The organism is Streptomyces sp. NPDC045678 (genome assembly GCF_056432085.1).
The window spans coordinates 606,716-628,397 of the sequence record NZ_JBWKJS010000004.1; the positions used below are offsets into that span (position 1 = coordinate 606,716).

At 72.7% G+C, this 21,682-nt stretch carries 18 protein-coding genes; 13 read left to right on the forward strand and 5 right to left on the reverse strand.

Annotated features, from left to right (window positions below):
- Positions 1 to 113: 113 nt before the first annotated feature.
- Positions 114 to 4,037, reverse strand: a complete 3,924-nt coding sequence (locus tag AC07DO_RS17135) for a WD40 repeat domain-containing protein (RefSeq protein ID WP_479060421.1) — start codon at positions 4,035 to 4,037, stop codon at positions 114 to 116.
- A gap of 716 nt (positions 4,038 to 4,753) precedes the next feature.
- Here AC07DO_RS17135 and AC07DO_RS17140 point away from each other — a divergent pair.
- From AC07DO_RS17140 to AC07DO_RS17165, 6 genes are all read left to right on the forward strand, one after another.
- Positions 4,754 to 5,770, forward strand: coding sequence for a hydroxyacid dehydrogenase (locus AC07DO_RS17140; RefSeq protein ID WP_479060423.1), 1,017 nt, complete (start codon positions 4,754 to 4,756; stop codon positions 5,768 to 5,770).
- 137 nt (positions 5,771 to 5,907) lie between these two features.
- Positions 5,908 to 6,138: a hypothetical protein gene (locus tag AC07DO_RS17145; RefSeq protein ID WP_479060425.1), complete on the forward strand. Its 231-nt coding sequence runs from the start codon at positions 5,908 to 5,910 to the stop codon at positions 6,136 to 6,138.
- Positions 6,139 to 6,158: 20 nt separating this feature from the next.
- Positions 6,159 to 7,019, forward strand: coding sequence for an ABC transporter ATP-binding protein (locus tag AC07DO_RS17150; protein WP_479060427.1), 861 nt, complete (start codon positions 6,159 to 6,161; stop codon positions 7,017 to 7,019).
- Positions 7,016 to 7,996 carry an iron-siderophore ABC transporter substrate-binding protein gene (locus tag AC07DO_RS17155; protein ID WP_479060429.1) on the forward strand — a complete coding sequence of 327 codons (981 nt, stop codon included), beginning with the start codon at positions 7,016 to 7,018 and terminating at the stop codon, positions 7,994 to 7,996. The genes AC07DO_RS17150 and AC07DO_RS17155 overlap by 4 nt, the downstream gene beginning before the upstream one ends.
- 4 nt (positions 7,997 to 8,000) lie before the next feature.
- On the forward strand, positions 8,001 to 10,067 hold the full coding sequence (locus tag AC07DO_RS17160; protein ID WP_479060430.1) for an iron ABC transporter permease: 2,067 nt from the start codon (positions 8,001 to 8,003) through the stop codon (positions 10,065 to 10,067).
- Between the two features lie 112 nt (positions 10,068 to 10,179).
- Positions 10,180 to 11,694, forward strand: a complete 1,515-nt coding sequence (locus AC07DO_RS17165; protein ID WP_479060432.1) for a SulP family inorganic anion transporter — start codon at positions 10,180 to 10,182, stop codon at positions 11,692 to 11,694.
- Between the two features lie 22 nt (positions 11,695 to 11,716).
- Here the strand turns inward: AC07DO_RS17165 and AC07DO_RS17170 are convergent, their stop codons facing one another.
- Positions 11,717 to 12,841: an agmatine deiminase family protein gene (locus AC07DO_RS17170; protein ID WP_479060434.1), complete on the reverse strand. Its 1,125-nt coding sequence runs from the start codon at positions 12,839 to 12,841 to the stop codon at positions 11,717 to 11,719.
- A gap of 184 nt (positions 12,842 to 13,025) precedes the next feature.
- On the opposite strand from AC07DO_RS17170, the gene AC07DO_RS17175 reads away from it, so the two are divergent.
- Both AC07DO_RS17175 and AC07DO_RS17180 read left to right on the forward strand, forming a co-directional pair.
- Complete coding sequence (locus AC07DO_RS17175) at positions 13,026 to 13,625, forward strand: TetR/AcrR family transcriptional regulator (RefSeq protein WP_479060436.1); 600 nt, start codon at positions 13,026 to 13,028, stop codon at positions 13,623 to 13,625.
- Between the two features lie 112 nt (positions 13,626 to 13,737).
- Positions 13,738 to 14,127, forward strand: a complete 390-nt coding sequence (locus AC07DO_RS17180) for an STAS domain-containing protein (RefSeq protein ID WP_479060437.1) — start codon at positions 13,738 to 13,740, stop codon at positions 14,125 to 14,127.
- Positions 14,128 to 14,272: 145 nt separating this feature from the next.
- Here AC07DO_RS17180 and AC07DO_RS17185 read toward each other — a convergent pair whose 3' ends face one another.
- A complete protein-coding gene (locus AC07DO_RS17185; RefSeq protein WP_479060439.1) occupies positions 14,273 to 15,565 on the reverse strand; it encodes an aminotransferase class I/II-fold pyridoxal phosphate-dependent enzyme in 1,293 nt (430 codons plus the stop codon).
- A complete protein-coding gene (locus tag AC07DO_RS17190; protein ID WP_479060441.1) occupies positions 15,562 to 16,116 on the reverse strand; it encodes an NAD(P)/FAD-dependent oxidoreductase in 555 nt (184 codons plus the stop codon). The genes AC07DO_RS17185 and AC07DO_RS17190 overlap by 4 nt, the downstream gene beginning before the upstream one ends.
- 107 nt (positions 16,117 to 16,223) lie before the next feature.
- On the opposite strand from AC07DO_RS17190, the gene AC07DO_RS17195 reads away from it, so the two are divergent.
- On the forward strand, positions 16,224 to 16,454 hold the full coding sequence (locus AC07DO_RS17195; RefSeq protein WP_479060442.1) for a hypothetical protein: 231 nt from the start codon (positions 16,224 to 16,226) through the stop codon (positions 16,452 to 16,454).
- Positions 16,455 to 16,665: 211 nt separating this feature from the next.
- Here AC07DO_RS17195 and AC07DO_RS17200 read toward each other — a convergent pair whose 3' ends face one another.
- Entirely contained in the window at positions 16,666 to 16,884 is a 219-nt protein-coding gene (locus AC07DO_RS17200; protein ID WP_479060444.1) for an FAD-dependent oxidoreductase, read from the reverse strand.
- 963 nt (positions 16,885 to 17,847) lie between these two features.
- On the opposite strand from AC07DO_RS17200, the gene AC07DO_RS17205 reads away from it, so the two are divergent.
- Genes AC07DO_RS17205 through AC07DO_RS17220 form a run of 4 tightly spaced genes read left to right on the forward strand, consistent with a single transcriptional unit; the run spans position 17,848 to position 21,646 of the window.
- Positions 17,848 to 18,537, forward strand: a complete 690-nt coding sequence (locus tag AC07DO_RS17205) for a hypothetical protein (RefSeq protein WP_479060445.1) — start codon at positions 17,848 to 17,850, stop codon at positions 18,535 to 18,537.
- Between the two features lie 28 nt (positions 18,538 to 18,565).
- Positions 18,566 to 19,816 (forward strand): FAD-dependent oxidoreductase, encoded by a 1,251-nt coding sequence (locus tag AC07DO_RS17210; RefSeq protein ID WP_479060447.1) that lies wholly within the window; start codon positions 18,566 to 18,568, stop codon positions 19,814 to 19,816.
- Positions 19,817 to 19,827: 11 nt separating this feature from the next.
- Positions 19,828 to 20,631 carry a HisA/HisF-related TIM barrel protein gene (locus AC07DO_RS17215; protein ID WP_479060449.1) on the forward strand — a complete coding sequence of 268 codons (804 nt, stop codon included), beginning with the start codon at positions 19,828 to 19,830 and terminating at the stop codon, positions 20,629 to 20,631.
- Positions 20,632 to 20,641: 10 nt separating this feature from the next.
- Positions 20,642 to 21,646 (forward strand): zinc-dependent alcohol dehydrogenase family protein, encoded by a 1,005-nt coding sequence (locus AC07DO_RS17220; protein WP_479060451.1) that lies wholly within the window; start codon positions 20,642 to 20,644, stop codon positions 21,644 to 21,646.
- The last annotated feature ends 36 nt before the right edge of the window (positions 21,647 to 21,682 follow it).

Here is a 21,682-nt window from a genome sequence, read left to right on the forward strand (position 1 = left end):
GGCAGCAAGCGCCGGGCAACAACGCCGGGCAGAAGTCCCGGCCAGAAGTCCCGGGCAGAAGCCCCGGACAGAAGCCCCGGACATCCGGCGCGAACCACCCCGCGCTCTCTCACTCAGCGCGCGCAGGCCCGCCGCGGCCACTCACCCTCGTCGGGAACGTCCAGGTACCGGGCGCGTTCCTTCCGGCTGAGATCCCTCCGCAGCGAGCGGCAGATCCGGTCGACGGCCTCACCGGCTCCGCGCAGCACGCCCCAGAGCCGCAGGGTGCCGTCCTCGCCGCCGCTGGCGACGGTGTGTCCGTCCGGGCTGAACGCGACGGACCACACGGTCCCCTCGTGCCCGGCGAGGACGGAGTTCTGGAGTCCGGTGGCGGCGTCCCACAGCCGTACGGTCCCGTCCCGGTCCCCACCGGCCACCGTGCGGCCGTCGGGGCTGAACGCCACCGACTGAACGCCGCGACGGTTGCCCGTCAGCGTGGCGCGGGCCGCGCCCGTGGCCGTGTCCCAGAGCCGCAGCGTGCCGTCCTCGGCGCCCCCGGCGACCGTGCGTCCGTCGGGGCTGAACGCCACGGTCCGCACAGCTGCCCCGGTGCCGGTACGGACGGTGCGTGACGTGCCGGTGGCGGCGTCCCACAATCGCAGGGTTCCTCCGTCGCCCGCGACGGCGAGGGTGTGGCCGTCGGCCCCGAACGCCACGGACCGGACGCTTTCCCGTTGCCGGCCCGACACGCCACGCGGCTCGCCGGTCTCCGCGTTCCACAGCCGTACGTCGCCACCGCCGCCACGACCGGGGCCACGGTCGCCGCCGGCGGCCACGGTGCGCCCGTCGCGGCTGAACGCGAGGGAACGCACCGCTCCTTGAGGCCCCGTCAGCACTCTGCGAGCCGTGCCGGTCGACGTGTCCCACAGCCGTACCGTCCCGTCGTCGCCACCGCCCGCGACGGTACGTCCGTCAGGGCTGAACGCCACGGCTCGCACTGCTCCCTGATGGTCTGTCAGAACCCTTCGTGTCCTGCCGTCGGCCGCGTCCCACAGACGTACGGTTCCGTCGCGGGCACCCCCGGCGACCGTGCTCCCGTCCGGGCTGAACGCCACCGACCGCACGGCCCCCTGACGGCCGGGCACCGTGACACGCTCCTTGCCGGTCGACACGGCCCACAGCCGTACCGTGCCGTCACGCCCGCCGCTGGCCACCGTGCTCCCGTCCGGGCTGAAGGCCGCGGCGGAGACGGCGCCCCGGTGCCCGGCGAGCACGGCGCGCAGCGTCCCGGTCGCGGCGTCCCACAGCCGCACCGTGCCGTCGTGCTGGCCGCTGAGCACCGTACGGCGGTCCGGGCTGAAGGCCACCGACTCCGCGTCCCTGCGGCGCTCGGCGAGCGCGCCGCGCTCCTTGCCGGTGGCCACGTCCCACACCCGTACGGTGCCGTCGCGGGCGCCACCGGTCACCGTGCGGCCGTCGGGACTGAACGCCACCGATGCCACAGCGCTGCTCCGGCCGGCCCGCAGGACACGCGCCCGGCCGGTCGCCGTCTCCCACAGCCGTACCGTTCCGTCGTCGCCCCCGCCCGCCACCGTGCGTCCATCGGGACTGAACGCCAGGGAACGGACGCCTCCCTGATGCCCCCTCAGCGACCGCCGCTCCCTGCCCGTGGCCGCGTCCCACAGGCGTACGGTGCCGTCACGGCCCCCGCCGACGACCGTGCGCCCGCCCGGGCCGAACACCACCGCCCGCACGTCACCCCGCAGACTGGTCCTCATCTCCCGGGAGGACCCCGTGGCCGTGTCCCACAGCCGTACGGAGCCGTCGTCACCGCCTCCGGCCACGGTGTGCCCGTCGGGGCTGTGGGCGACGGAGGCGACTGCCCCCCGATGGCCCGCGAGTACGCGCTTCTGCCCGCCGGTCACGGTGTTCCAGAGGCGTACGGTTCCGTCCTCGCCGCCGCTGGCGACGGTCCGGGCGTCAGGGCTGAAGGCCACCGACCTCACCTCGCCCCGGTGACCCGTCATGCGCTGGTGCAGGGGGAGCGACGCGGCAGCGAAGAGGCCGGCGGTGGCCTCGGGGGTGGGGCGGATGCGGTACGCGTACACGGCGAGGAGCGACGCGAGGTCGGAGTCGGCCGCCAGGAGCGCGGCCGACTGCGCGGCGAGCTGGCGGGACAGGGCGCCGCGCTGCTCGGCGACGGCCTCGCGCCGATGGCCCTCGCTCGTCCGGTACTGGTCCCAGGCGAGCAGGCCCGACACCAGCGCGAGCAGCAGCAGGACGGACAGGGCGAGCGTGAAGCGGCGCAGCCGTCGCGTGGTGCGCGCCTCGACGAGCCGTTCGCGTTCCCGGGCGGCGGTGCTGGCCGCGAGGAACTCGCCCTCCAGCTCGGTGAGTTCGCTGCCGACGGAGCTTCCCGCGGAGGTCGGGCCGACGGCGGGGAAGGTGTCCTCGGCCGCGTCGAGGCGGGTGCCGCGGTACAGCGCCCCCGGGTCGCGGTGCTCGCGGTCCCACGCGGTCGCCGCGTCGCTGAGCCGCTGGCGGAGCAGGAGCCCGGCCCGGTCCTCGTCGATCCAGTGCCGCAGCCGTGGCCAGGCCTGCAACAGGGCCTCATGGGTGAGCTCGACCGTGTCCGTGTCCAGGGTGATCAGGCGGGCTCCCGCGAGCGCGTCGAGGACCGCCTGCACGTCGCCGGGGCCGGTGCCGGGTCCGCCCAGGGAGTCGAGGTCGGCGCGGGCCGGCCGGCGTCTCGTGGCGTCGGTGCCTTCGCCGACGGCGACGAGGCGCAGCAGCAGTGCGCGGGCCAGCCGCCGACGACCCTCGTCGAGACCGGCGTGGACGGTCTCCGCGGTCTGGCCGAGGGCGTGCCGGATACCGCCCGCGGCCTCGTACCCGGCCAGGGTGAGCGTGTTCCCGCGCCGCCGCCGCCAGGTCTCGCGCAGGGCGTGGGAGACCAGTGGCAGCACGGTGGCGCGGCCGGTGGCGTCGGCGATCACCCGGGCGAGCAGGGCCCCCTCGACAGTGCAGCCGGCGCGTGCGGCGGGCCGGCTGATCGCCCGGCGCAGTTCGTCGGTGGTCATCGGACCCACCAGCAACTGGGCGTCGCGCAGCGCCTCGACGAGCTCCGGGTGCTGCGCGCAGCGGGCGTAGAAGTCGGCGCGCACACCCAGGACGACGCGTGTGCGGCTGTTGGGCGCATGGGCGGCGGTGAGCAGGGCGGTGATGAACCGCGTACGTTCCCGGGCATCGGAGCAGAGCGTGAAGACCTCCTCGAACTGGTCCACCACCACGAGAAGTTCGACGTCGTCGGGCCGGTCGGCCAGCGCTTTGAGCGCGGTCAGGTGCAGGGCGCGTGGATCCGAGGCGAGGTCCGTGTGGAGGGCGGTCGCGGAGTCGCCGGTGACACCGGCGAGCCGCGCGGCACACTCCTCCAAGGGGTGGGCCCCGGGCGCGAAAAGCACGACACTCCAGTCGGCCGACTCGGATGCCGGGCTCCTGCCCGCCCCACCCGTGCCGCCGGCCTCACCCACGCCACCCCCACCCACCCCTCCCCGCACCCGCGGCAGCAGGCCCGCCCTGAGCAGCGAGGACTTTCCCGAGCCGGACGCGCCGAACACGGCGAGGAAGCGTCGGGCGCGTACCCGCGCCACCAGGTCCTCCGTGAGGTGCTCCCGTCCGAAGAACCACTCCGCGTCCTCGGGTTGGAACGCGGCGAGTCCCACGTACGGTCCCCGCCGGTCGGGGTCCTCCGATGCGGGCGCCGCATCCGTGCGGGCGTCCGTCGCCGCGAGCCGGGCCCCCAGCGCGCGCCACCTCGCCTCCCACGCCTGCGTGTCCCCGCCGCACGCCCGCACGTAGGCGAGTGTGACCGGCAGGCTCGGGAGTCTGCGGCCGCTCGCCGCGTCGGCCAGCGTCGTCGAGGAGTAGTGGGCGTCGCGGGCCAGACGGCGGTACGGCGGGCTGCCCGCCTTCTCCCTCAACCGCCGCAGCTCGGCCGCGAATTCGGTGAGCTCGCCACCGTCGCACTCCAGCGGCCGCTCACCCCGTGGCACCGTCACCACCCCCGCCCCTCATTGTCCGGCCCGCCGTCCCCCGCCGAGCCACCGGAACCGGACAATCCACCGGCTCGGCGGACCCGAACCCACCAGTCGGCCAGGACGAGCAGAACGGGGCCCGACACGTCCGCCATGCTCAGAACGGCGCGGCGGCGGGCCGCGGCCCAGAGGGACGGACCCCGCCCCGCCGCGTGATCGGACCGCCCCTCCGCGCCGGGGGAGCGGTGGCCCCCTCCTCGTCCTTCGTCGTCTCCTTCACGCCGCATGCGTACCTCCGCGTCCCCAGCGGGCGTTGCCCGCACGACCGCACCTCGTGCCCGGTCGGTGGCGCCACCCTGCGGCCGCCCGGCCCCGGGGCCCGTGCTCCCGGGCGAAGCGGGCGGACCGGGCGACGCGGGCGTACCGAGCGAAGCGGGCAGACCGGGCGGACCGGGCACGCCCGGCGAACTATCCTGCTGGCCGACGTCCTCCCGTACGGCGGCACCCGGAACACCCGCTCCGGAGGGAACGGGCAGCGGCAGCGGGTACGGCGCCGGTACACGCGGGAAGGAGGCGGAGCGGTGGGAGCGGCGCGGCAGCGACTGTGGGAGCACCTGCGCGGGTTGCGCGCGAGGGCCGAGGCGGCCCGTGGTACGCAGAAGCACCGTCCCCGCCCCGGGGTCCGCGCCCGCCCCACCCCCCCCAGGCCCCGCCGCTGAGCGGCCCCCACGAGGAGGAACATGTCACCGTCCCCCCGGCCCACGGCCGCCCTCGCCATGTCGCGGAGGGCGGCCGAGGCCATCCTGGAACCGTCGACCCTCGAAACGCTCGCCGACGCCGTGTCCCTCGAACCGCCCCCGGCGCTCGACGACTTCACCACCGACCGCGCGCGATCCGTACTGGCCGACGCCGAACTCCTCGTCACCGGGTGGGGCTGCCCGCCGCTCACCCCCGAAGTCCTCGCGCTCGCACCCCGGTTGCGCGCTGTCGTCCACACCGCCGGTTCCATCCGCGGGCACATCACCGACGCGTGCTGGGAACGCGGCATCGAGGTGTCGTCGGCCGCCGCCGCCAACGCGCTGCCCGTCGCCGAGTACACGGTCGCGATGGTCCTGCTCACCGGCAAGCGCGTCCTGGAGAGCGCCCGCGACTTCCGGGCCACGCGCACGGAGGCCGACTGGCTGCGCACGCCGCGCGGCACCGGGAACTACCGCCGCACGGTGGGCATCCTCTCCGCCTCCCTCATCGGCCGCCGCGTCATCGAGCTGCTGCGCCCCTACGACCTGCGGGTGCTGTTGCACGATCCGTACGTCACGGCGGACGACGCCGCCAGGCTTGGCGCGGAGCCGGTGACGCTCCACGAACTCTTCGAGCGGAGCGACACGGTGAGCGTCCATACCCCGCTGCTGCCCGCCACCCGCGGACTCGTCGGCCGCCGGCTCATCGACGCCATGCGCCCCGACGCCGTACTCATCAACACCGCACGTGGCGCGGTCGTCGACCAGGACGCGCTCACCGAAGCCGTCACCACCGGCCGCATCCGCGCCGTGCTCGACGTGACCGACCCCGAAGTCCTGCCCCCGGACCACCCGTTGTGGTCCGCGGACAACGCCCTGCTCACCCCGCACCTCGCGGGCTCCCAGGGCAACGAGTGGCGGCGGCTCGCGGGCGCCGCCGTCGACGAGGTGCGCCGCTGGGCCGCGGGTGACGGGTTCGCGCACCCGGTGCCCTTCGACAGGCTGGCGTACCTGGCATGAGGGGGAACGCGCACGGACTCGACCTCCCGGGCAGGCCGTCCGCGTCGGGCGCGCGCTCCGACGGCCTCGAAGGGTAGGTCCATACGCTCCTGGCGGCCGTGTGGCGGCCGCGTGGCGGGCGCCGGTGGCCCACGTCCGTGGCGCTGAGCCTGCGCCTCACCCGGCCGTGGCTGGGGGACACCCTCGACGGCGAGGTCCAGGACAGGGCGGGGAGCCGGCTGCGCGGTGCCCTGCGCCACGTCCCCGCGCCCAGCACCTGGTGCCTGTTCCCCCGCACCGTCGCCGCGTCCACCACCGTCGAACGGCCAGGTCTGGCCGAATACTCGCTTGCGCGCCGTACTTGGGGGCCTGTTTCCCACCCTGATTAGGTTAGGCTAACCTCTGCGGCGTGCATGTAGGTGAAGAGACCGCCGCGGCCCCGCGCCCCCCAGGTCATGAACTCATCGCCACGGGTGTCACCGTGGCGTACGAAGGCGTCGATGTCGTCCACGACGCCTCGATGACGCTGCGCCCGGGCGAAGTGACCGTCCTCGTCGGGCCGAACGGCAGCGGCAAGTCCACCCTGCTGCGCACCCTCGCGCGGCTCCAGCGCCCCCGCACCGCGCAGCTCGTCATCGACGGCGACACCGACGGGCTCGCCCTGAGCCCCCGCGCGTTCTCCCGCCACGTGGCCCTGCTCACCCAGGGCCGCCCCACGCCCAGCGGCCTGACCGTGCGGGACGTCGTCGAGTTCGGCCGCTACCCGCACCGGGGCCGCTGGGGCAGGGCCGACCCCGGCGGACGTGCCGCGGTGGACCGCGCGCTCGCCATGACCGGCGTGACCGACCTCGCCGAGCGCGGCGCCGAGCACCTGTCCGGCGGGCAGCTCCAGCGCGTATGGCTCGCGGGGTGCCTCGCCCAGGAGACGGGCGTGCTCCTGCTCGACGAGCCCACGAACCACCTCGACCTCCGCTACCAGGTCGAACTCCTCGACCTCATGCGGGACCTGGCGGACGACCACGGCATCGCCGTCGGCGCCGTCCTGCACGACCTCGATCAGGCCGCGGCCATCGCCGACCGGATCCTCCTGCTCGACGAGGGGCGGGTCGTCGCGGACGGCGACCCCGAAGAGGTCCTGACACCGCAGCGGCTCACCGACACGTACGGCATCCGCATCGAAGTCGACTCCGACCCCCTCACCGGTCGCCTGCGCACCCGCGCCATCGGCCGCCACCACTCGCGAAGCGAAAGGTTCAGCACCACCTCATGAGACGCCACCTGATCACCGCGGCGGCCGCCACCGCCGCGGCCCTCGCCCTGTCGTCCTGCGGCACCACCGAGCCCGCCGCCGACGACGCGAAGAGCGCCGACTCCCTCACCCTCACCGACGGCACCGGCGCCAAGGTGACGCTCAAGAACGGGCCCGCCAAGAAGGTCGTCGGCACCGAGTGGAACGCCGTCGAGAGCCTGATATCGCTGGGCGTCGCCCCGACCGGCGTCGCCGACGTCAAGGGCTACAAGGCCTGGGACAGCGCCGTACCGCTGAAGAACGACGCGAAGGACATCGGCACGCGCGGCGAGCCGAGCATGGACACCATCGCGTCCCTGAAGCCCGACCTCATCATCGCGACCACCGACCTGCCGGCCGCCGCCGTCAAGCAGATGCGGAAGATCGCCCCGGTCCTCAACCTGCGCCCCGCCGACGCCGCGGACCCCATCGGGCAGATGACCGAGAACCTCGACCTCCTCGCCGAGGCCACCGGCACCACCGAGCAGGCCGCGAAGCTCAAGAAGGACTTCGAGGCGAAGCTCGCCGAGGGCAAGAAGGCACTCGCCGGTGCCGGCCTGGACGGCGCGAAGTACGCCTTCGCCGACGGCTACGTCACCGGCAACCAGACCTCCGTCCGGCCGTACACCGACGGCTCGCTCATCGGCGCCGTCAACAAGAAGCTCGGCCTGAAGAACGACTGGAAGGTCAAGGGCGACAAGGCCTACGGCCTCGGCACCACCGACGTCGAGGGTCTCACCAAGCTCGACGAGGACGTGCACTTCGCCTACATCGGCAACGACGACGACAAGGGCAGCAACCCGTTCTCCGGCGTCCTGAAGAAGGACAAGGTGTGGACGTCCCTGCCGTTCGTGAAGAAGGGCAACGTGCACCGGCTGCCCGACGGCATCTGGATGTTCGGCGGCACCGAGTCGATGAACCAGTACGTCGACTCCGTCGTCAAGGCGCTGAAGAAGTAACACCATGGCCGTCACCGCAACCGCCTCCGCCACCCGTCCGTCGGCAGCCGCGTCCCGGTCGGGCGCGGTCGCGGTGACGGCCGCACTGCTCCTCCTCGTCGCCGCGCTCGCCGTCGTCGACATCACCCAGGGCACCGCCGCCGTCGGAGCGCCCGAGGTGTGGAAGGCCCTCACCGGCCGGGGCGACACGACCGACAGCTCCGTCGTCATCGCCTCCCGGCTGCCCCGCATGACCGCCGCGCTCCTCGTCGGCTCCGTGCTCGGCATGGCCGGCGCCGCCCTCCAGGCCGTCAGCCGCAACGTCCTCGCCTCGCCCGACACCCTCGCCGTCAACGCCGGTTCCTACGCGGCGCTCGGCCTCGCCGCCGCCACCGGCGTCTCCCTGCCCTTCCTCGCCTCCTCCGGCATCGCGTTCGCCGGCGGGCTCCTGGCCGCGGCCGTCGTCCTCGGACTCTCCGGCCTCGGCGCGGGCACGGTCCGGCTCGTCCTCGCGGGCAGCGCCCTCACCCTCGGCCTCACCGCCGTCACCGAGGGCATGCTCCAGCTGTTCCCGCAGGAGACCGAGGGCCTCTACAAGTGGAACCAGGGCAGCGTGGCGCAGAACGGCTTCGACGGCGTGCTGCAGATGGCACCCGTCGCCGCCGTCGGCCTCGTCGGGCTGCTGCTGCTCGCCCGCAAGGTCGACGCCCTGGCGCTCGGCGACGACGCCGCGCGCGGCGTGGGCGTACCCGTCCGCTCCACCCGCCTCACCGCGGTCGTGCTCGCCGCGCTCCTCTCCACCTCCGCCGTCACCCTCGCGGGCCCCATCGGCTTCGTCGGCCTGTGCGCCCCCGCCCTCGTACGCCCCCTCGCCCGCAAGCTCCGCGCGTTCACCCGCTCCCGCGCGAGTCTCCCGGTCGCGGGGCTCACCGGCGCGGCCCTCGTCCTCGGCTCCGACGTGCTGCTCCGCGCCGTCGTGCCGTCCGACGTGTCGGTCGCCGTGCCGACGGGCGTCGTCACCAGCCTGCTCGGCGCCCTCTTCCTGGTCGTCATGGCCGCACGGGTACGGGACACGGCGGGCGCCGCCCAGCCCGACCGGCTGCGCATCCGCAGCCGCGGCGTCTTCATCGGCACGACCGCCGTCCTCGTGGCGGCCCTCGCCGGCCTGGTCGTCGCCGCGGTCCTCATCGGCGACAGCAAGCTGCTGATGGGCGACGTCGTCAACTGGGCGCAGGGCAGGGCGGGCCAGACCGTCTCCTTCGTCCTGGACACCCGGGTGCCGCGCGTCCTCGCCGCGCTCTGTGCGGGAGCGGCGCTCGCGCTCGCCGGTACCCTCGTGCAGGCCGTCACGCGCAACCCCCTCGCCGAGCCGGGCGTCCTCGGCGTCACGAACGGCGCCGCGCTCGGCGCCGTGCTGCTCGTGACGACGGTGCCCGCCGCCGGGTCGTGGACCATCGCGGGCGGCGCGTTCGCGGGCGCCGCGGTCAGCGCCGTCCTCGTCTTCGGCCTCGCGGCGAAGGGCGGGTTCGGGCAGAACCGGCTCGTCCTCGTCGGATTCGGCGTGGCCACCGGCGCGACGGCCGTCATCAGCATGCTCATCATCCTCACCGACCCGTTCAACGCGACGAAGGCGCTCACCTGGCTCGGTGGCTCCACCTACGGCCGGACCCTGCCCGACGTGGTGCCCCTCGCCCTCGTCCTCGCCGCGGGCCTGACCGTCGCGGTCGTACGACGCACCGAACTCGACCTCGTCTCCCTCGACGAGGACACCCCCCGGCTGCTCGGCCTGAACCTGAGCCGCGGCCGCTTCGGCTTCCTCGTCCTCAGCGTGCTCCTGAGCGCCACCGCCGTGGCCGCCGCAGGCACCATCGGCTTCGTCGGGCTCGTCGCCCCGCACGCGGCCCGCGCGCTCGTCGGGAGGCAGCACGTGCGCGTGGTCCCGGTCGCCGTGCTCCTCGGCGCCATCCTGGTGTGCGTCGCCGACCTGGTGGGGCGGACGGTGATCGCACCGGCACAGCTCGGCGCGGGACTGATGACCGCGGTGATCGGCACGCCGTACTTCCTGTATCTGCTGGTACGCAGCCGCCGCTAGGCGGCGGGGAAGGTGACGGGGAGGCGGCAGGGAGGCGGCGGGGAGTCGGCCGGCTGTCATGGTCCCGCTATAGAGTGGGCGGTCCTCTCCCACACTCCTCAGGTAGCCCTTCTTGCCCACGCCCGCATCGCCCGCACCCTCCCGCGCCGCCCGGCTGCGCGGTCTGCGCCCCGACTGGCTGTCCGACCCGAAGGTCTGGCGCACCGAGATCCTCGCCGGTCTCGTCGTCGGCCTCGCCCTGATCCCCGAGGCGATCTCGTTCTCGATCATCGCCGGGGTCGACCCCGCGATCGGCCTGTTCGCGTCGTTCACCATGGCCGTCACCATCTCAGTCGTCGGCGGCCGCCGCGCGATGATCTCCGCGGCGACCGGCGCCGTCGCCCTGGTGATCGCCCCGCTCAACCGCGAGCACGGCTTCGGCCACCTGGTGGCCGCCGTCGTCCTGGCCGGTGTCTTCCAGATCGTCCTCGGTGTGCTCGGCGTCGCCAAGCTGATGCGGTTCGTACCGCGCAGCGTGATGGTCGGCTTCGTCAACGCCCTCGCCATCCTGGTCTTCATGGCACAGGTGCCGGAGATGCACGACGTGCCGTGGGCGGTCTACCCGCTCATCGTCGGCGGGCTCGCGCTCTTGGTGTTCTTCCCGAAGATCACCAAGGTGGTCCCGGCGCCGCTGGTCTCCATCGTCGTCCTGACCACCATCACGGTCGCCGCCGGCATCGCGGTGCCCACCGTCGGCGACAAGGGCGAGCTGCCCTCGTCCCTGCCGGTGCCGGGCCTGCCCGACGTGCCGTTCACCTGGGCCACCCTGACCACCATCGCCCCCTACGCGCTCGCCATGGCGCTGGTCGGCCTGATGGAGTCCCTGATGACGGCCAAGCTCGTCGACGAGATCACCGACACACACTCCTCCAAGACCCGCGAGTCCGTCGGCCAGGGCATCGCCAACATCGTCACCGGGTTCTTCGGCGGCATGGGCGGCTGCGCCATGATCGGCCAGACGATGATCAACGTACGGGTGTCGGGGGCCCGTACCCGCCTCTCCACGTTCCTCGCGGGTGCGTTCCTGCTGGTGCTGTGCGTCGTCTTCGGACCCGTGGTCTCCGACATCCCGATGGCCGCGCTGGTCGCCGTGATGGTGATGGTGTGCTTCGCGACCTTCGACTGGCACTCCATCGCCCCGCGGACGCTGAAGCGGATGCCCGCCGGCGAGATCGTCGTCATGGTCGTCACCGTGGTCTGCGTGGTCGCCACGCACAACCTCGCCATCGGCGTCGTCGTCGGCACGATCACCGCGATGGTCATCTTCGCCCAGCGCGTCGCCCACTTCACTGCCGTCACCTCCGTCACCGCCCCCGACGGCGGCAGCGTGGTGCACTCCGTGACCGGCGAGCTGTTCTTCGCCTCGTCGAACGACCTCGTCACACAGTTCGACTACGCCGAGGACCCGGACCGGGTCGTCATCGACCTCTCGGCCGCGCACATCTGGGACGCCTCCACGGTCGCCGCGCTCGACGCCATCACCACCAAGTACGAACAGCGCGGCAAGACCGTCGAGATCATCGGCCTCAACCGGCCGAGTGCCGAGAGGTACGAGAGGCTCAGCGGCGAACTCACCTCGACCGACTGACGCCCTCGACCGACTGACGCGCTCAGTCGGCCGGTCTGCCCGGCTGGTCGTGCGTGGAGCAGTGGATGCCACCGCCGCCGGACGCGATGGTGTCGATCCGGACCGGGACGACATCGCGTCCGGGAAAGTGCTCCCGCAGGATGCTCCGCGCCCGGCTGTCGGCCTTCCGGTCCCCGAACTCGGGCATGAACACGGAGCCGTTGGCGACGTAGAAGTTCGTGTACGTCGACACGAAGTCGTCGCCCTCGCCCGTGATCCTCGACAGGTCGGGCTGCGGCAGGTCGACGATCTCGAAGGGGCGCCCCTTCGCGTCCTCCGCCCTGCTCAGTACGTCCCTGGCCCGGTCGGCGGCGCGTGACCAGACGTCGGCGGGTGTGTCCGGGTGCGCCCGGTCGAGCAGTACGACACCCGGCTCGGTGAACCGTACGAGGCTGTCGACGTGCGCGTCGGTGATGTCCTGATCGCGCACCCCGGCGAGCCACACGACCTTCTCGATGCCCAGGGCTCTTTCGAGTCCGGCCTCGATCTCGTCCCGGCTCTTCCCGGGGTTGCGGTTGTCGTTGACGACCGAGCTCTCGGTGACGAGGAGCGTGCCCTCGCCGTCCGTCTCCAAAGACCCGCCCTCGGCGACCAGGGGCGCCTTCCGGCGCGGGATGCGGTACTCGGACAGCAGGGCGCGGCCCACCCGGGCGTCATGGGTATGGACCTGTTTGTCGCCCCACCCGTTGAAGTTGAGGTCGACTCCGGTGACCCCGCCCGCCTCCTCCACGAACACCGGCACCGTGTCGCGCGCCCACAGGTCGTCGACCGCCAGCGGAACGACCTCCACGTCGCGCCCGCACGCTTTCTGGGCGGCCGCGCGCTGGCCGGGACGGGCCAGCATCACGACGTACTCGTACTCGGCGACCGCCCGCGCGATCCGGGCGATGTCCTCGCGCACGTGGGGGAGGTCCTCACCCCACACGGAGTCCAGCGCGGGCCATGACATGAAGGTCCGGGCGTGGCTCTCCCACTCGGCGCCCATGCGCGGGGCCCGCGCCGCCTTGCCCTTCTCGCATGCCGAGGTGCCGAGGGCCGCGGTGGTCGCGGCACCGATACCGGCGAGCGTGCGCAGGACGGAGCGTCGGGCGGGCGGGGGAGGGGACACGGGGAACTCCGGTCTCGAAAGCGCAGGAAATCGCAGGAAAGCGCAGGAAGGCGCGGAAAGGCGCAGAAGGCTCCGCACAGCTGGTCTGTCCGTCCTCGACTCTGACACGGACTGAAAATTCAGTCAAAGAGGCGGCGCGGGGTGGCGGCCCCCGGCGGGACGGGGGTCGGTAGGGTGCTGGTCCATGGCGCCCCGCACCACCCAGATCCTCGAAGCGGCCGCACGGCTGATCGCCCGCCGCGGAGTCCGCGGCCTGCGCGTCGAGGAGCTCGCCGCAGAGGCGGGCGTCTCGACCGGCCTGATCTACTACCACTTCAAGGACCGCACCGGGATCCTGCGCCACACGCTCGAGTTCATCAGCGACCGCGCCGAGCGCTACACGACCGCCCGTGACGAGGGCGCCGCCCCGCCGGATCCGCGCGCGGAGCTGACGGAGACCCTGCTCCTGGAGTTGCAGGACACCCCGGAGGTCAGGGAGAACAGCGCCGCCTGGGGCGAGTTGCGGGCGAGCGCCGTCTTCGAGGAGGCGCTCCGGGAGGACCTCGCCAGGGCGACCCTGGTGTGGGTGCAGGAGGTGTCCGCGCTCCTCGGCGCGGTCCGGCCGACGGCTCCGGCGCCCGCCCTCGCGGAGGCCGCCGAGCGCCTCACCGCCCACTTGGAGGGGCTCAGCATGCGCTGGCTCAGCGGCGGGCTGCGCATCGACCGCGCGCGTGACCTGATGCGGGGCGCGATCCGCGCGGAGCTCGCCGTGCTGGGCGCGGGGGACGCGGAAGCAGTGGAGTAGACCTCTGGCGGAATCTCTGGGTCGCGTGGTATAGACGTATGGAAGAAGTATGAAGAAGTACCTTTCGGCCCGTCTCGGCCGACAGGCGGCGTACCGCCGGAAGGTCTGTCCCGTGCAAGCTTCTGATTCCGTTCCCCTTCCTGAACACGTTCACAAGAGGCCGTGGCTGCCCAGCCCGGGCACGGCCCGCAGGCTGCGCCGCGCGGGCATCGCGCGGGTGCTCGTCACCGGCTGTGTGGTCCGGGTGAGCCTGCGCGGCGAGATCACGGCCCGCGAGGCCGACTCGCTCGCGGCGCAGCTGCGCGATCTGGTCCAGGACGGCTGCCGCCATCTGATCGTGGACCTCTCCGAGGTCACCTACCTCGCGCGAGAAGGCGCCGGCGTCTTCTTCGGTACGCTGCGGGCCCTCAGGGCGGTGGGAGGCACCCTCGCCGTACGAGGCGCCTGCCCCCGCTCCGCGGCCACACTGCACTGCCTGGGCATGGGCCGTCTCGCCGAGTAGGGCGTACGGGCCGCTTGCGGACTTGGTGTCAATGCACGCGCCGAGGACCCATGCCGCCGACCATTCCGACGGCGCCGACCGTCAGGGCGATGGTGGAGACCCGTTCATACCGGGCAACCCGGACGAGGATCGTCGCAGCGGACGGTCACACCTGATCCCCACGGGCCGACCGCCCCGCTCCACCGGTGTGCTCAGCCCGCACCTCGGACAGGAGATCACCGATGCGCTGGACGGCCGCGGTCATCTCGGCGGGGGAGGCCAGGGTCGTCAGCCGCAGATGCTTGTGGTGGGTGCCGTCGGCGCCGAACTGCCCGCCGGGAGCGACCAGTACGGACTTCTCTCGCAGCAGGCGTCGGGCGAACTGGTCGGCAGTGATCGCCTCCGGGAGGTCCAGACGGGGGAAGGCGTAGAAAGCTCCGTCCTGTGCTGCGCAGTGCAGGCCTGGCTGGCGGAACATCGCGGTGCGGGCCGCCGCTCGCGCCTCGTACAGTGCACCGCCCGGCACGGTCAGCGCGGCGGTGTCACGCACGGCGGAGGCGGACAGGGCGGGCGGGACGGCGTGCTGGCCCGCGGCATTGGGGCTCAAACGCAACGCGGCCAGCGAGGTGAGCGCCTCGAGATAGCCACGCCCGGCGCCGGATGGGCGGCTCGCGACCATCCATCCGGCGCGCAGGCCTGGCAGGCGGGCGAACTTCGACAGCCCGCCGAAGGTGAGGCACAAAAGATCCGGTGCCAGGGCGGCGAGCGGCACGTGCGGGCCGGGGAGGTACCGCAGCCGGTCGTAGATTTCGTCGGAGAACAGCACCAAGCCGTGCGCGCGGGCCACCGCCGCCAGCCCCTCGAGAACCTGCGGCGGCCAGACGGCCCCCGTGGGGTTGACCGGGTTGATGACTACCAGGGCGCGCGTGCGCGGACCGGCCAGACGTGACAGGGCGTCGAGATCCGGACGCCAGTGCTCCGCCTCGGGGCACGGGTAGGGAACCGCTGTGCCACCGCAGAGACCGATGTACGCGGGCCACATCGGATATCCAGGGTCGGGCACGAGGACCTCGTCACCGGGGTCGAGCAGGGCCTGGAGGGTCAGCAGGGCCAGTTCCGAGACGCCATTGCCCAGCCACACGTCGCCCGGCTGGATTCCCGGAAGTCCCAGGCGAGTGCGGAAGTGCTCGGAAACGGCGGTCCGGGCCGTCAGGTTTCCGGCCTCGTGGCTGTAGCCGCGCAGGTCTTCGAGCTGCTCCCGCAGCGCGACCAGCACGGCCGACGGCGCCGGTATTCCGTGCGCCGCCGGATCGCCCAGCCCCAGGTCGATGATCCGGCGTCCTTGGGCACGCAGTTGACGGGCCTCGTCGGTCAGCGCGCCGCGCAGCGTGTGGCGGGCTGCGGCCACCCGCCGGGCCGGACGCGCCGAGTCCGCCTCCGGCCGTGCGGTGGAGGTCATGAGGGGGCCTGCGACTCAAGAGCGGCGCGCAGCCGGGCGGTCCGGGCCGCGGACGCGTCGATTGCCTCTGCCGCGCGCAGCGCCGAACGGACTGCCGACTCCTGGCTGTCGATGTCGTACAGGTAACTGCCGGCCAGTTGTAGATGGGGGCTGAGCTGCAGCTCCTGCAGCTTGCGCCTGGTGCTCACCGCGTCGGCGGTGAGCACCAGGTGCCGGAAGCGTTCAACGCGCAGCGTGTCGGCGGGCTCCTGACGGTGGGTGATCCAGCTCTTGAAGAGGTCGGGTCCGCCGGCCGCCCCGAACCAGTACGTCATCTCCCCGCGGTCGTCGTGCGCGTCGATGTTCACGGCCGACCAGTGGCGGCGCTGCGCCGGCATCAGCGCAGGGTCGCGGTGCAGGGCGACGGTCACCGGTTCGTAGGGCAGGCGGTCCAGCAGGACCGCCCGTTCGGCGAGGACGGCGTCCGCGGTCAGGATTCGGGCAGCCGCCCAGGCCGGGGTGGCGACGATCACCCGGTCGAAGCGGTGCGGGGTTCCTTCGGCGGTGTGCACGGTCAGTGGCGCCGCGCCGCCGGGGCCGGACGCGCTGACCCCGGGCGGACAAGCGCAGTCGGCCGCCGAGAGATTTCGCCAGATTCGCGGTCAGGGCGTGCAGGCTCGTGGAGAGGTTGGTCCACAGTGCCGCGTCGCCGGGCCGGGTGGGCGGGGTCCGCAGCGCCCAGGCGGCCGCGTACCGGGCCGGCATCGCCGCTGCGTCCGTCAGCCTGCAGCCACAGTACGAAGCCAGCCAGGGCAGCAGGACCCGGTCGAGGATCTCCGCCGAGACCGCGGCCGCGCGCGCCACCTCGGTGACGGTGGCGTCGGGAGCGGGGGCGACGGCGGGCGGGTGACCGGAGCCGTCGTGTGCGCCGGTGCCCGATGGCTGCGCGGCGGCAGCCAGGAATGCCCCGACCTGCGCCCAGGCCTGGCCGGTCACCGGGGTGCGCCCGCGCGCTTCGTCGTGGGCGTCGTCCGGGGTGACCAGGAGAGGAGTGGCACTGTCGGCGGCAGTGACGGTCATGGTGAGCGGCACACTCACCTCGTCGTCCTGGTGAAGGCCCGTCAGACGGCGCAGGGCTCGGTGGGCGGTGAAGTCGGACGGGGACAGGTGCTGGGCGCCGAGGTCCAGCGGCACGGTTCCCCGTCCATGTCCAGCAGATGGGTGCGGACCGCGCCGCCCGGCGCTGGGCCTGCCTCGTAGAGGGTGATGTCGTGGTCGCGGGCGAGGAGCCAGGCCGCAGTCAGTCCGGCGGTTCCGGCTCCGATGACGGCGATGCGCATAGGGGGGCCTTTCCTGGTTGGGTGAACGCTGTGGGCTGAGGCACGGTGAAGCGATGCGGTGTGCGTGTCCCACGGGCGGCCGGAGGGCGTCGATGACGCCAGGGGAGGCGGAGTAGCGATGCCCCGAGCCCGCGAGTTCGTAGGGGCCCGCCGTCTTGAGTACCGCCGTATGACGGCAGCCGCAGGAACACGTGGCTGAGCGTCGCGACGAAAAGGGTGCGCGCTGCTCCGGCCAGACGGCGCCGCAATATGCACCGCAAGCGGCGATCAATGAGCCTTCGGCCGTATGGCCGCTGCCGGACATATCGTCATCTCCGGTTTCCGGTCATCCGGTCATCAGGCCGTCCCGTGGGGAGCCGGTGCCCCCTCCTATTTCGCATCCTCTGCAAAATCACCGGCGATTGTCCAGTGGGGCCGGAGTGCCTTCCACGTAAAATGGAATGTACACCCATGAAACTCGGCCATTGGGCGCGTGTCTCTTGGGAACCGCTGATCCCGTCCCTCGCACTGGTGGTGCGTGCGCACCCGACGCGCGAACGGGCGCCATTACAACGGAAAATGCCTAACGGCATATGCGCCCTTCCGGGGCGCGTGGGGCGTCGGCGCGCGGGAGCCGTGCAGTCGATATATCACTCCGCCGCTGACTGGAATTCCCTCCCTTTCCTCCCTCGAATGTGGATCCGGTGCTGACGTCGGAGGGGGGTGAGTGTGATTGTTTCCGATGCGGCGTCCGTGGCGAATAGTTAAAGACAGCTCCCGGCGAGTCCGGTTTGAAAAGGGGCTTACGGTTACCCGGTCATCAGGCTTTCGATGAATCGGCGGAGGACGCCCGGGCCTTTCGGTAAGTACCGGATATGTGTATGGCGGACCTCTGCCCTGTTGCACACGAACGCCGTTTCCCCTGAAGAACCGCACGAGAAGTGCACAACCGGCCTTCTGGAAGACCGAGGAGAAGAACAGGTCATGATCAATTCTGCCACCGCAGGCGTCACCGCCGCCGAACTGGCCGCACAGCTCCTGGAGCGGCGCGAGAAGGAACCGGTAGGCAACGCGCTGCTGGAGAGGGCCGCGACGGGGCGGCTGACGGAGGAGTCGCTGCGGCGCCTCGTGGGGATCGAGGCGCACTGCCACACCGCCGAGCTCGCGGCGTACGGCAACCTGCTCGCACGGTTCCCCCGTCGCCCGGCGGCGGACCTGCTCATCCGACTCGCCCGGCTGGTGTATGACGCCCAGCCCAAACTGCGGGAGTGCGCGCGTGCCCTCGGCATGGAGATGGACGTGCACACCGCCCGATGGCCCGCCGGGCACGCCGCCTACGCGTTCAACGGCACCTTGAGCTGGCTGGCGTCCCAGGCCTCTCAGGCCGCTTTCGCCCTGGCCTCCTACGCCGACATGCAGGTGTACTTCTCCGGCTGCGCCGAGGTGATCGAACGCGCTCAGGAATCACCGCTGGAGGTGCCGAGGGAACTGCTCGAGTACTACGACGACGAGGCCTCCGACGAACTGATCCGGCTCGCCCTGGACGTGGTGCAGGACGGCCTGGACCGGGGCGACGATCCCCAGGACGCGGTCTTCTGCGCGCGGTTGCTCGAGGAATCCATCGGGCACTTCTGGCGCGCCGCCGCCGACAGCGCGCCGGCACCGGGCGCATGACGCCCACGCGACGCTCGGGGACGACCCCATGAGGATCGGCATCGCCGGAGCCGGAGCCGCCGGGCTGGCCACCGCCTGGCTGCTGGAAGGAACCCACGACACGCTGGTGCTCGAAGCCCGCGAGAGCATCGGTGGCAACCTCCGCTCGACGAGCGTGCCGAGCCCCCACACAGCAGAGCCCGCCGCCTGTGACCTGGGCGTGCAGGAGGTGCCCCTGCATCTGTCCACCGTGACCGGGGAACTCGCGCGGGCCCTCGGCCTGGACAGCCACTGGGAAGAACTGTCCACCGGACGCACCACCGTCCGCAGCGGCGCGCCCTGGGCACGCCCCTCGGGCAACGGTCTCGCCATCACGCCCTGCGCCACCGGTGACGAAGCGAGAGAAGCGGAGGAACTGCTGGCTTCGCAGGCCGCCGACTGGGCGCGGCAGGACATTCCGTGGACCGTGCCGCTGGCGGAGCTGGTAGAACCCTGGGACCTGCCCGGACACGTCAAGGATCAGGCGATCTATGCCCTCCCGGCGTCGGTGTTCGGCTGCACCCGCGCCGATGCCCGGGGCCTGTCGGCACGCGCCGTGGGGGCGCTCTACGCCGACCCCGGGCCGGACGCGGACGCCCGTACCTACCGGCTGCGTGGCGGCATGCAGACGCTGGCCTGGGAGTTGGCCCGCCGGTGCCCGACCGCGCGGATCGTCCCCGCCGCGGCCCTGCGCCGGATCCGCCGGGTCGACGGCCGCCTCGAAATGGTCGACTCGCGCGGCGCCCGCCATCTGGTGGACGCCGTCGTACTGGCTCTGCCCGCGGAGGCCGCCCGCTACGCCGTGGCCGCGCTCGGCGGCACCGGCCCGCTGAACCGGATCCTGGGCGCGTACGACTACAACGATTTGGTGTACGGCGTGCACAGCGACCCGTGCTACCTGCCCGCCGAGCGCAGCCGCTGGGCGCCGACGACGCTGTCGCTGCACGGCGCCTGGGCGGAGACCACCACCTGGCACGACAGTCCCGGCGGTGACGTGTTCGTCAGCCAGCTCACCCACCGCGACGAGCCGCCCCGCTCGCTCCTGGCCTCGACGGCTTTCCGCACCCTGCTGCCCACACCGTCGATGCTCAGCGCCCAGGACGAACTGCTCCACCGGCAGGGCGAGGGCCGACTGTACTTCGCCGGCCACCTCACCACCCCCGTCGACGACCTGGACAGCGTTTTGGGCTCCGCTGTCGCGCTCGCCCGTCGCCTGGCCCCCGACAGCCCGCGCCTGACCGCGCTCTTGGGCCGTACCTGAACGGAGACACGATGAACCACCCCATATTCCACAGCCAGTACGACCACGTCGGCGATCTGGTGATCCCGTGCGTGGACGTCTCGGCCGGCCGCGCCACCGAGCCCAGCGGCATCGCCGGCCTCGACGACCCCGGCGACGTGGCGGCCATCGTCGCCGCCTACGCCCGCGGCCACGTCCGCAAGGTCTTCCTGGACGTCTTCGACCCCTGGGACGCCGCCGTCGACTACCTCCCCGCCCTTCTGCGCGACATCAAGGAACTGGGCGTGTGCCCACTGGTGTCCGTCGGGCACGGTGACCTGCCGTCAGTGATGCACGCCAGTGGTCTGCTGGAGGCCGGCGCGCAAGCCCTGTCCGTGAGCACCAGCCTGATCGAGAAGCCCGGCACCGTCGAGGCGGCGGTCAGGGAGTTCGGCGCCGAGCGGCTGATGGGCGTCATCAACTGCCGCCGGACCGGCCCCGGGCAGTGGGGGGCTTTCACCCACGACGGCGAGAAGGACGCCGGAACCAGCGCCCTCGACGTGGCCCGGCAACTGGGGAACCTTCAGGTCGGCGCGGTCCTGGCCAACAGCATCGACCGTGAAGGCACCGGAAGGGGCTTCGACCTGGAGCTGTTCCACACCATCGCCACGGCCTCGGGCCTGCCGGTCATCGCCTCGGGCGGCTGCGGCACACTCGACCACCTCCATCAGGCGCTGAACGCGGGCGACGTGACGTACGTCCTGGTCAACAACATGCTGCACCAGGGCACGTACCGCATCGAAGAAGTCCGCGACCACCTGCTGGCCCACTCCTCCTTCGGCGACGCGGTGGGATGACAGGACCGTCATGCGACAGATCGTCTTCCCCCGCCACGGAGAGCCCACCGACGTGCTGCTGCTCCACCACCGGCCCGTCCCCGAACCCGGCGCCGGGCAGGTGCGGGTACGGATGCATGCCAGCCCGGTCAACCCCGCCGACCTGCTGCTCGTGCGGGGACGTTACGGTCGGCCCGCCCCCTTCCGCGCCGGTCTGCACCCGGCCCCGGACACCGCCGCCTCACCCGTCGGCTTCGAAGGGGTCGGCGTGGTCGACGCCGCGGGCCCCGGGACGACCCTCAGCCCCGGGACGAGGGTGGCGGTCTCCGCGCTGGGCACATGGGCCGAGTACGTCACCACGTCCGCCGCCGACGTCTTCCCGGTCCCCGCCGGCCTGCCCGACACGATCGCCTGCCAGCTCACCATCAACCCGCTCACCGCGCACCTCCTCCTCGACGACCTGGCCGGCGACCGGGGTGACCTCGTCCTGCTCACCGCAGCGGCCTCCACCGTCGGCCGGATGCTGGTGTGCCTCGCACACCAACGGGGCCTGCGCTGCCTGTGCCTGGTACGGGACGAGCGGCATCGTTCCTCGCTGAAGGACATCGGCGCCGAGGCCGTCATCTGCCAGGACGACCCTGATGCCGCACAACACCTGGCCGCTCACGCCGAAGGCCACGGCATCGCCGCCGCCCTCGACGCGGTCGGCGGAGACACCGCGACCCTCGCGCTGCGGGCCCTGCGCGACCACGGCCAGTTCGTCAGCTACGGGATGCTCGCCGGCCGGCCCGTCGCCGTGGACCCCGGGCAACTGGTCTTCCGCAACATCACCATGACCGGATTCTGGCTGCCCGAACGCCTCGGCCGACTGCCGGCGGCGGACATCGGCCAACTGGTGCGCCGCCTCACCGAGCAGCTCACCGAGGGCCGGCTGCCCGCGCCGGAGGCCGTGTGCTTCGACCTGGCCGACGTCGCCCGAGCCGTGCGCCACAAGCCCGGCCCCGGCCCCGGCACCAAAGCCGTCCTGACCAGCTGACAGCTCCCCCCCCGCCCAACCGCGACACCGGGACAT

Coding starts and splice junctions, on each gene's coding strand:
- AC07DO_RS17155 (WP_479060429.1), top strand. CDS start 7,016: ATGAGACGCCACCTGATCACCGCGGCGGCCGCCACCGCCGCGGCCCTC.
- AC07DO_RS17205 (WP_479060445.1), top strand. CDS start 17,848: ATGATCAATTCTGCCACCGCAGGCGTCACCGCCGCCGAACTGGCCGCA.
- AC07DO_RS17140 (WP_479060423.1), top strand. CDS start 4,754: ATGTCACCGTCCCCCCGGCCCACGGCCGCCCTCGCCATGTCGCGGAGG.
- AC07DO_RS17220 (WP_479060451.1), top strand. CDS start 20,642: ATGCGACAGATCGTCTTCCCCCGCCACGGAGAGCCCACCGACGTGCTG.
- AC07DO_RS17210 (WP_479060447.1), top strand. CDS start 18,566: ATGAGGATCGGCATCGCCGGAGCCGGAGCCGCCGGGCTGGCCACCGCC.
- AC07DO_RS17215 (WP_479060449.1), top strand. CDS start 19,828: ATGAACCACCCCATATTCCACAGCCAGTACGACCACGTCGGCGATCTG.
- AC07DO_RS17185 (WP_479060439.1), bottom strand. CDS start 15,565: ATGACCTCCACCGCACGGCCGGAGGCGGACTCGGCGCGTCCGGCCCGG.
- AC07DO_RS17200 (WP_479060444.1), bottom strand. CDS start 16,884: ATGCGCATCGCCGTCATCGGAGCCGGAACCGCCGGACTGACTGCGGCC.
- AC07DO_RS17175 (WP_479060436.1), top strand. CDS start 13,026: ATGGCGCCCCGCACCACCCAGATCCTCGAAGCGGCCGCACGGCTGATC.
- AC07DO_RS17160 (WP_479060430.1), top strand. CDS start 8,001: ATGGCCGTCACCGCAACCGCCTCCGCCACCCGTCCGTCGGCAGCCGCG.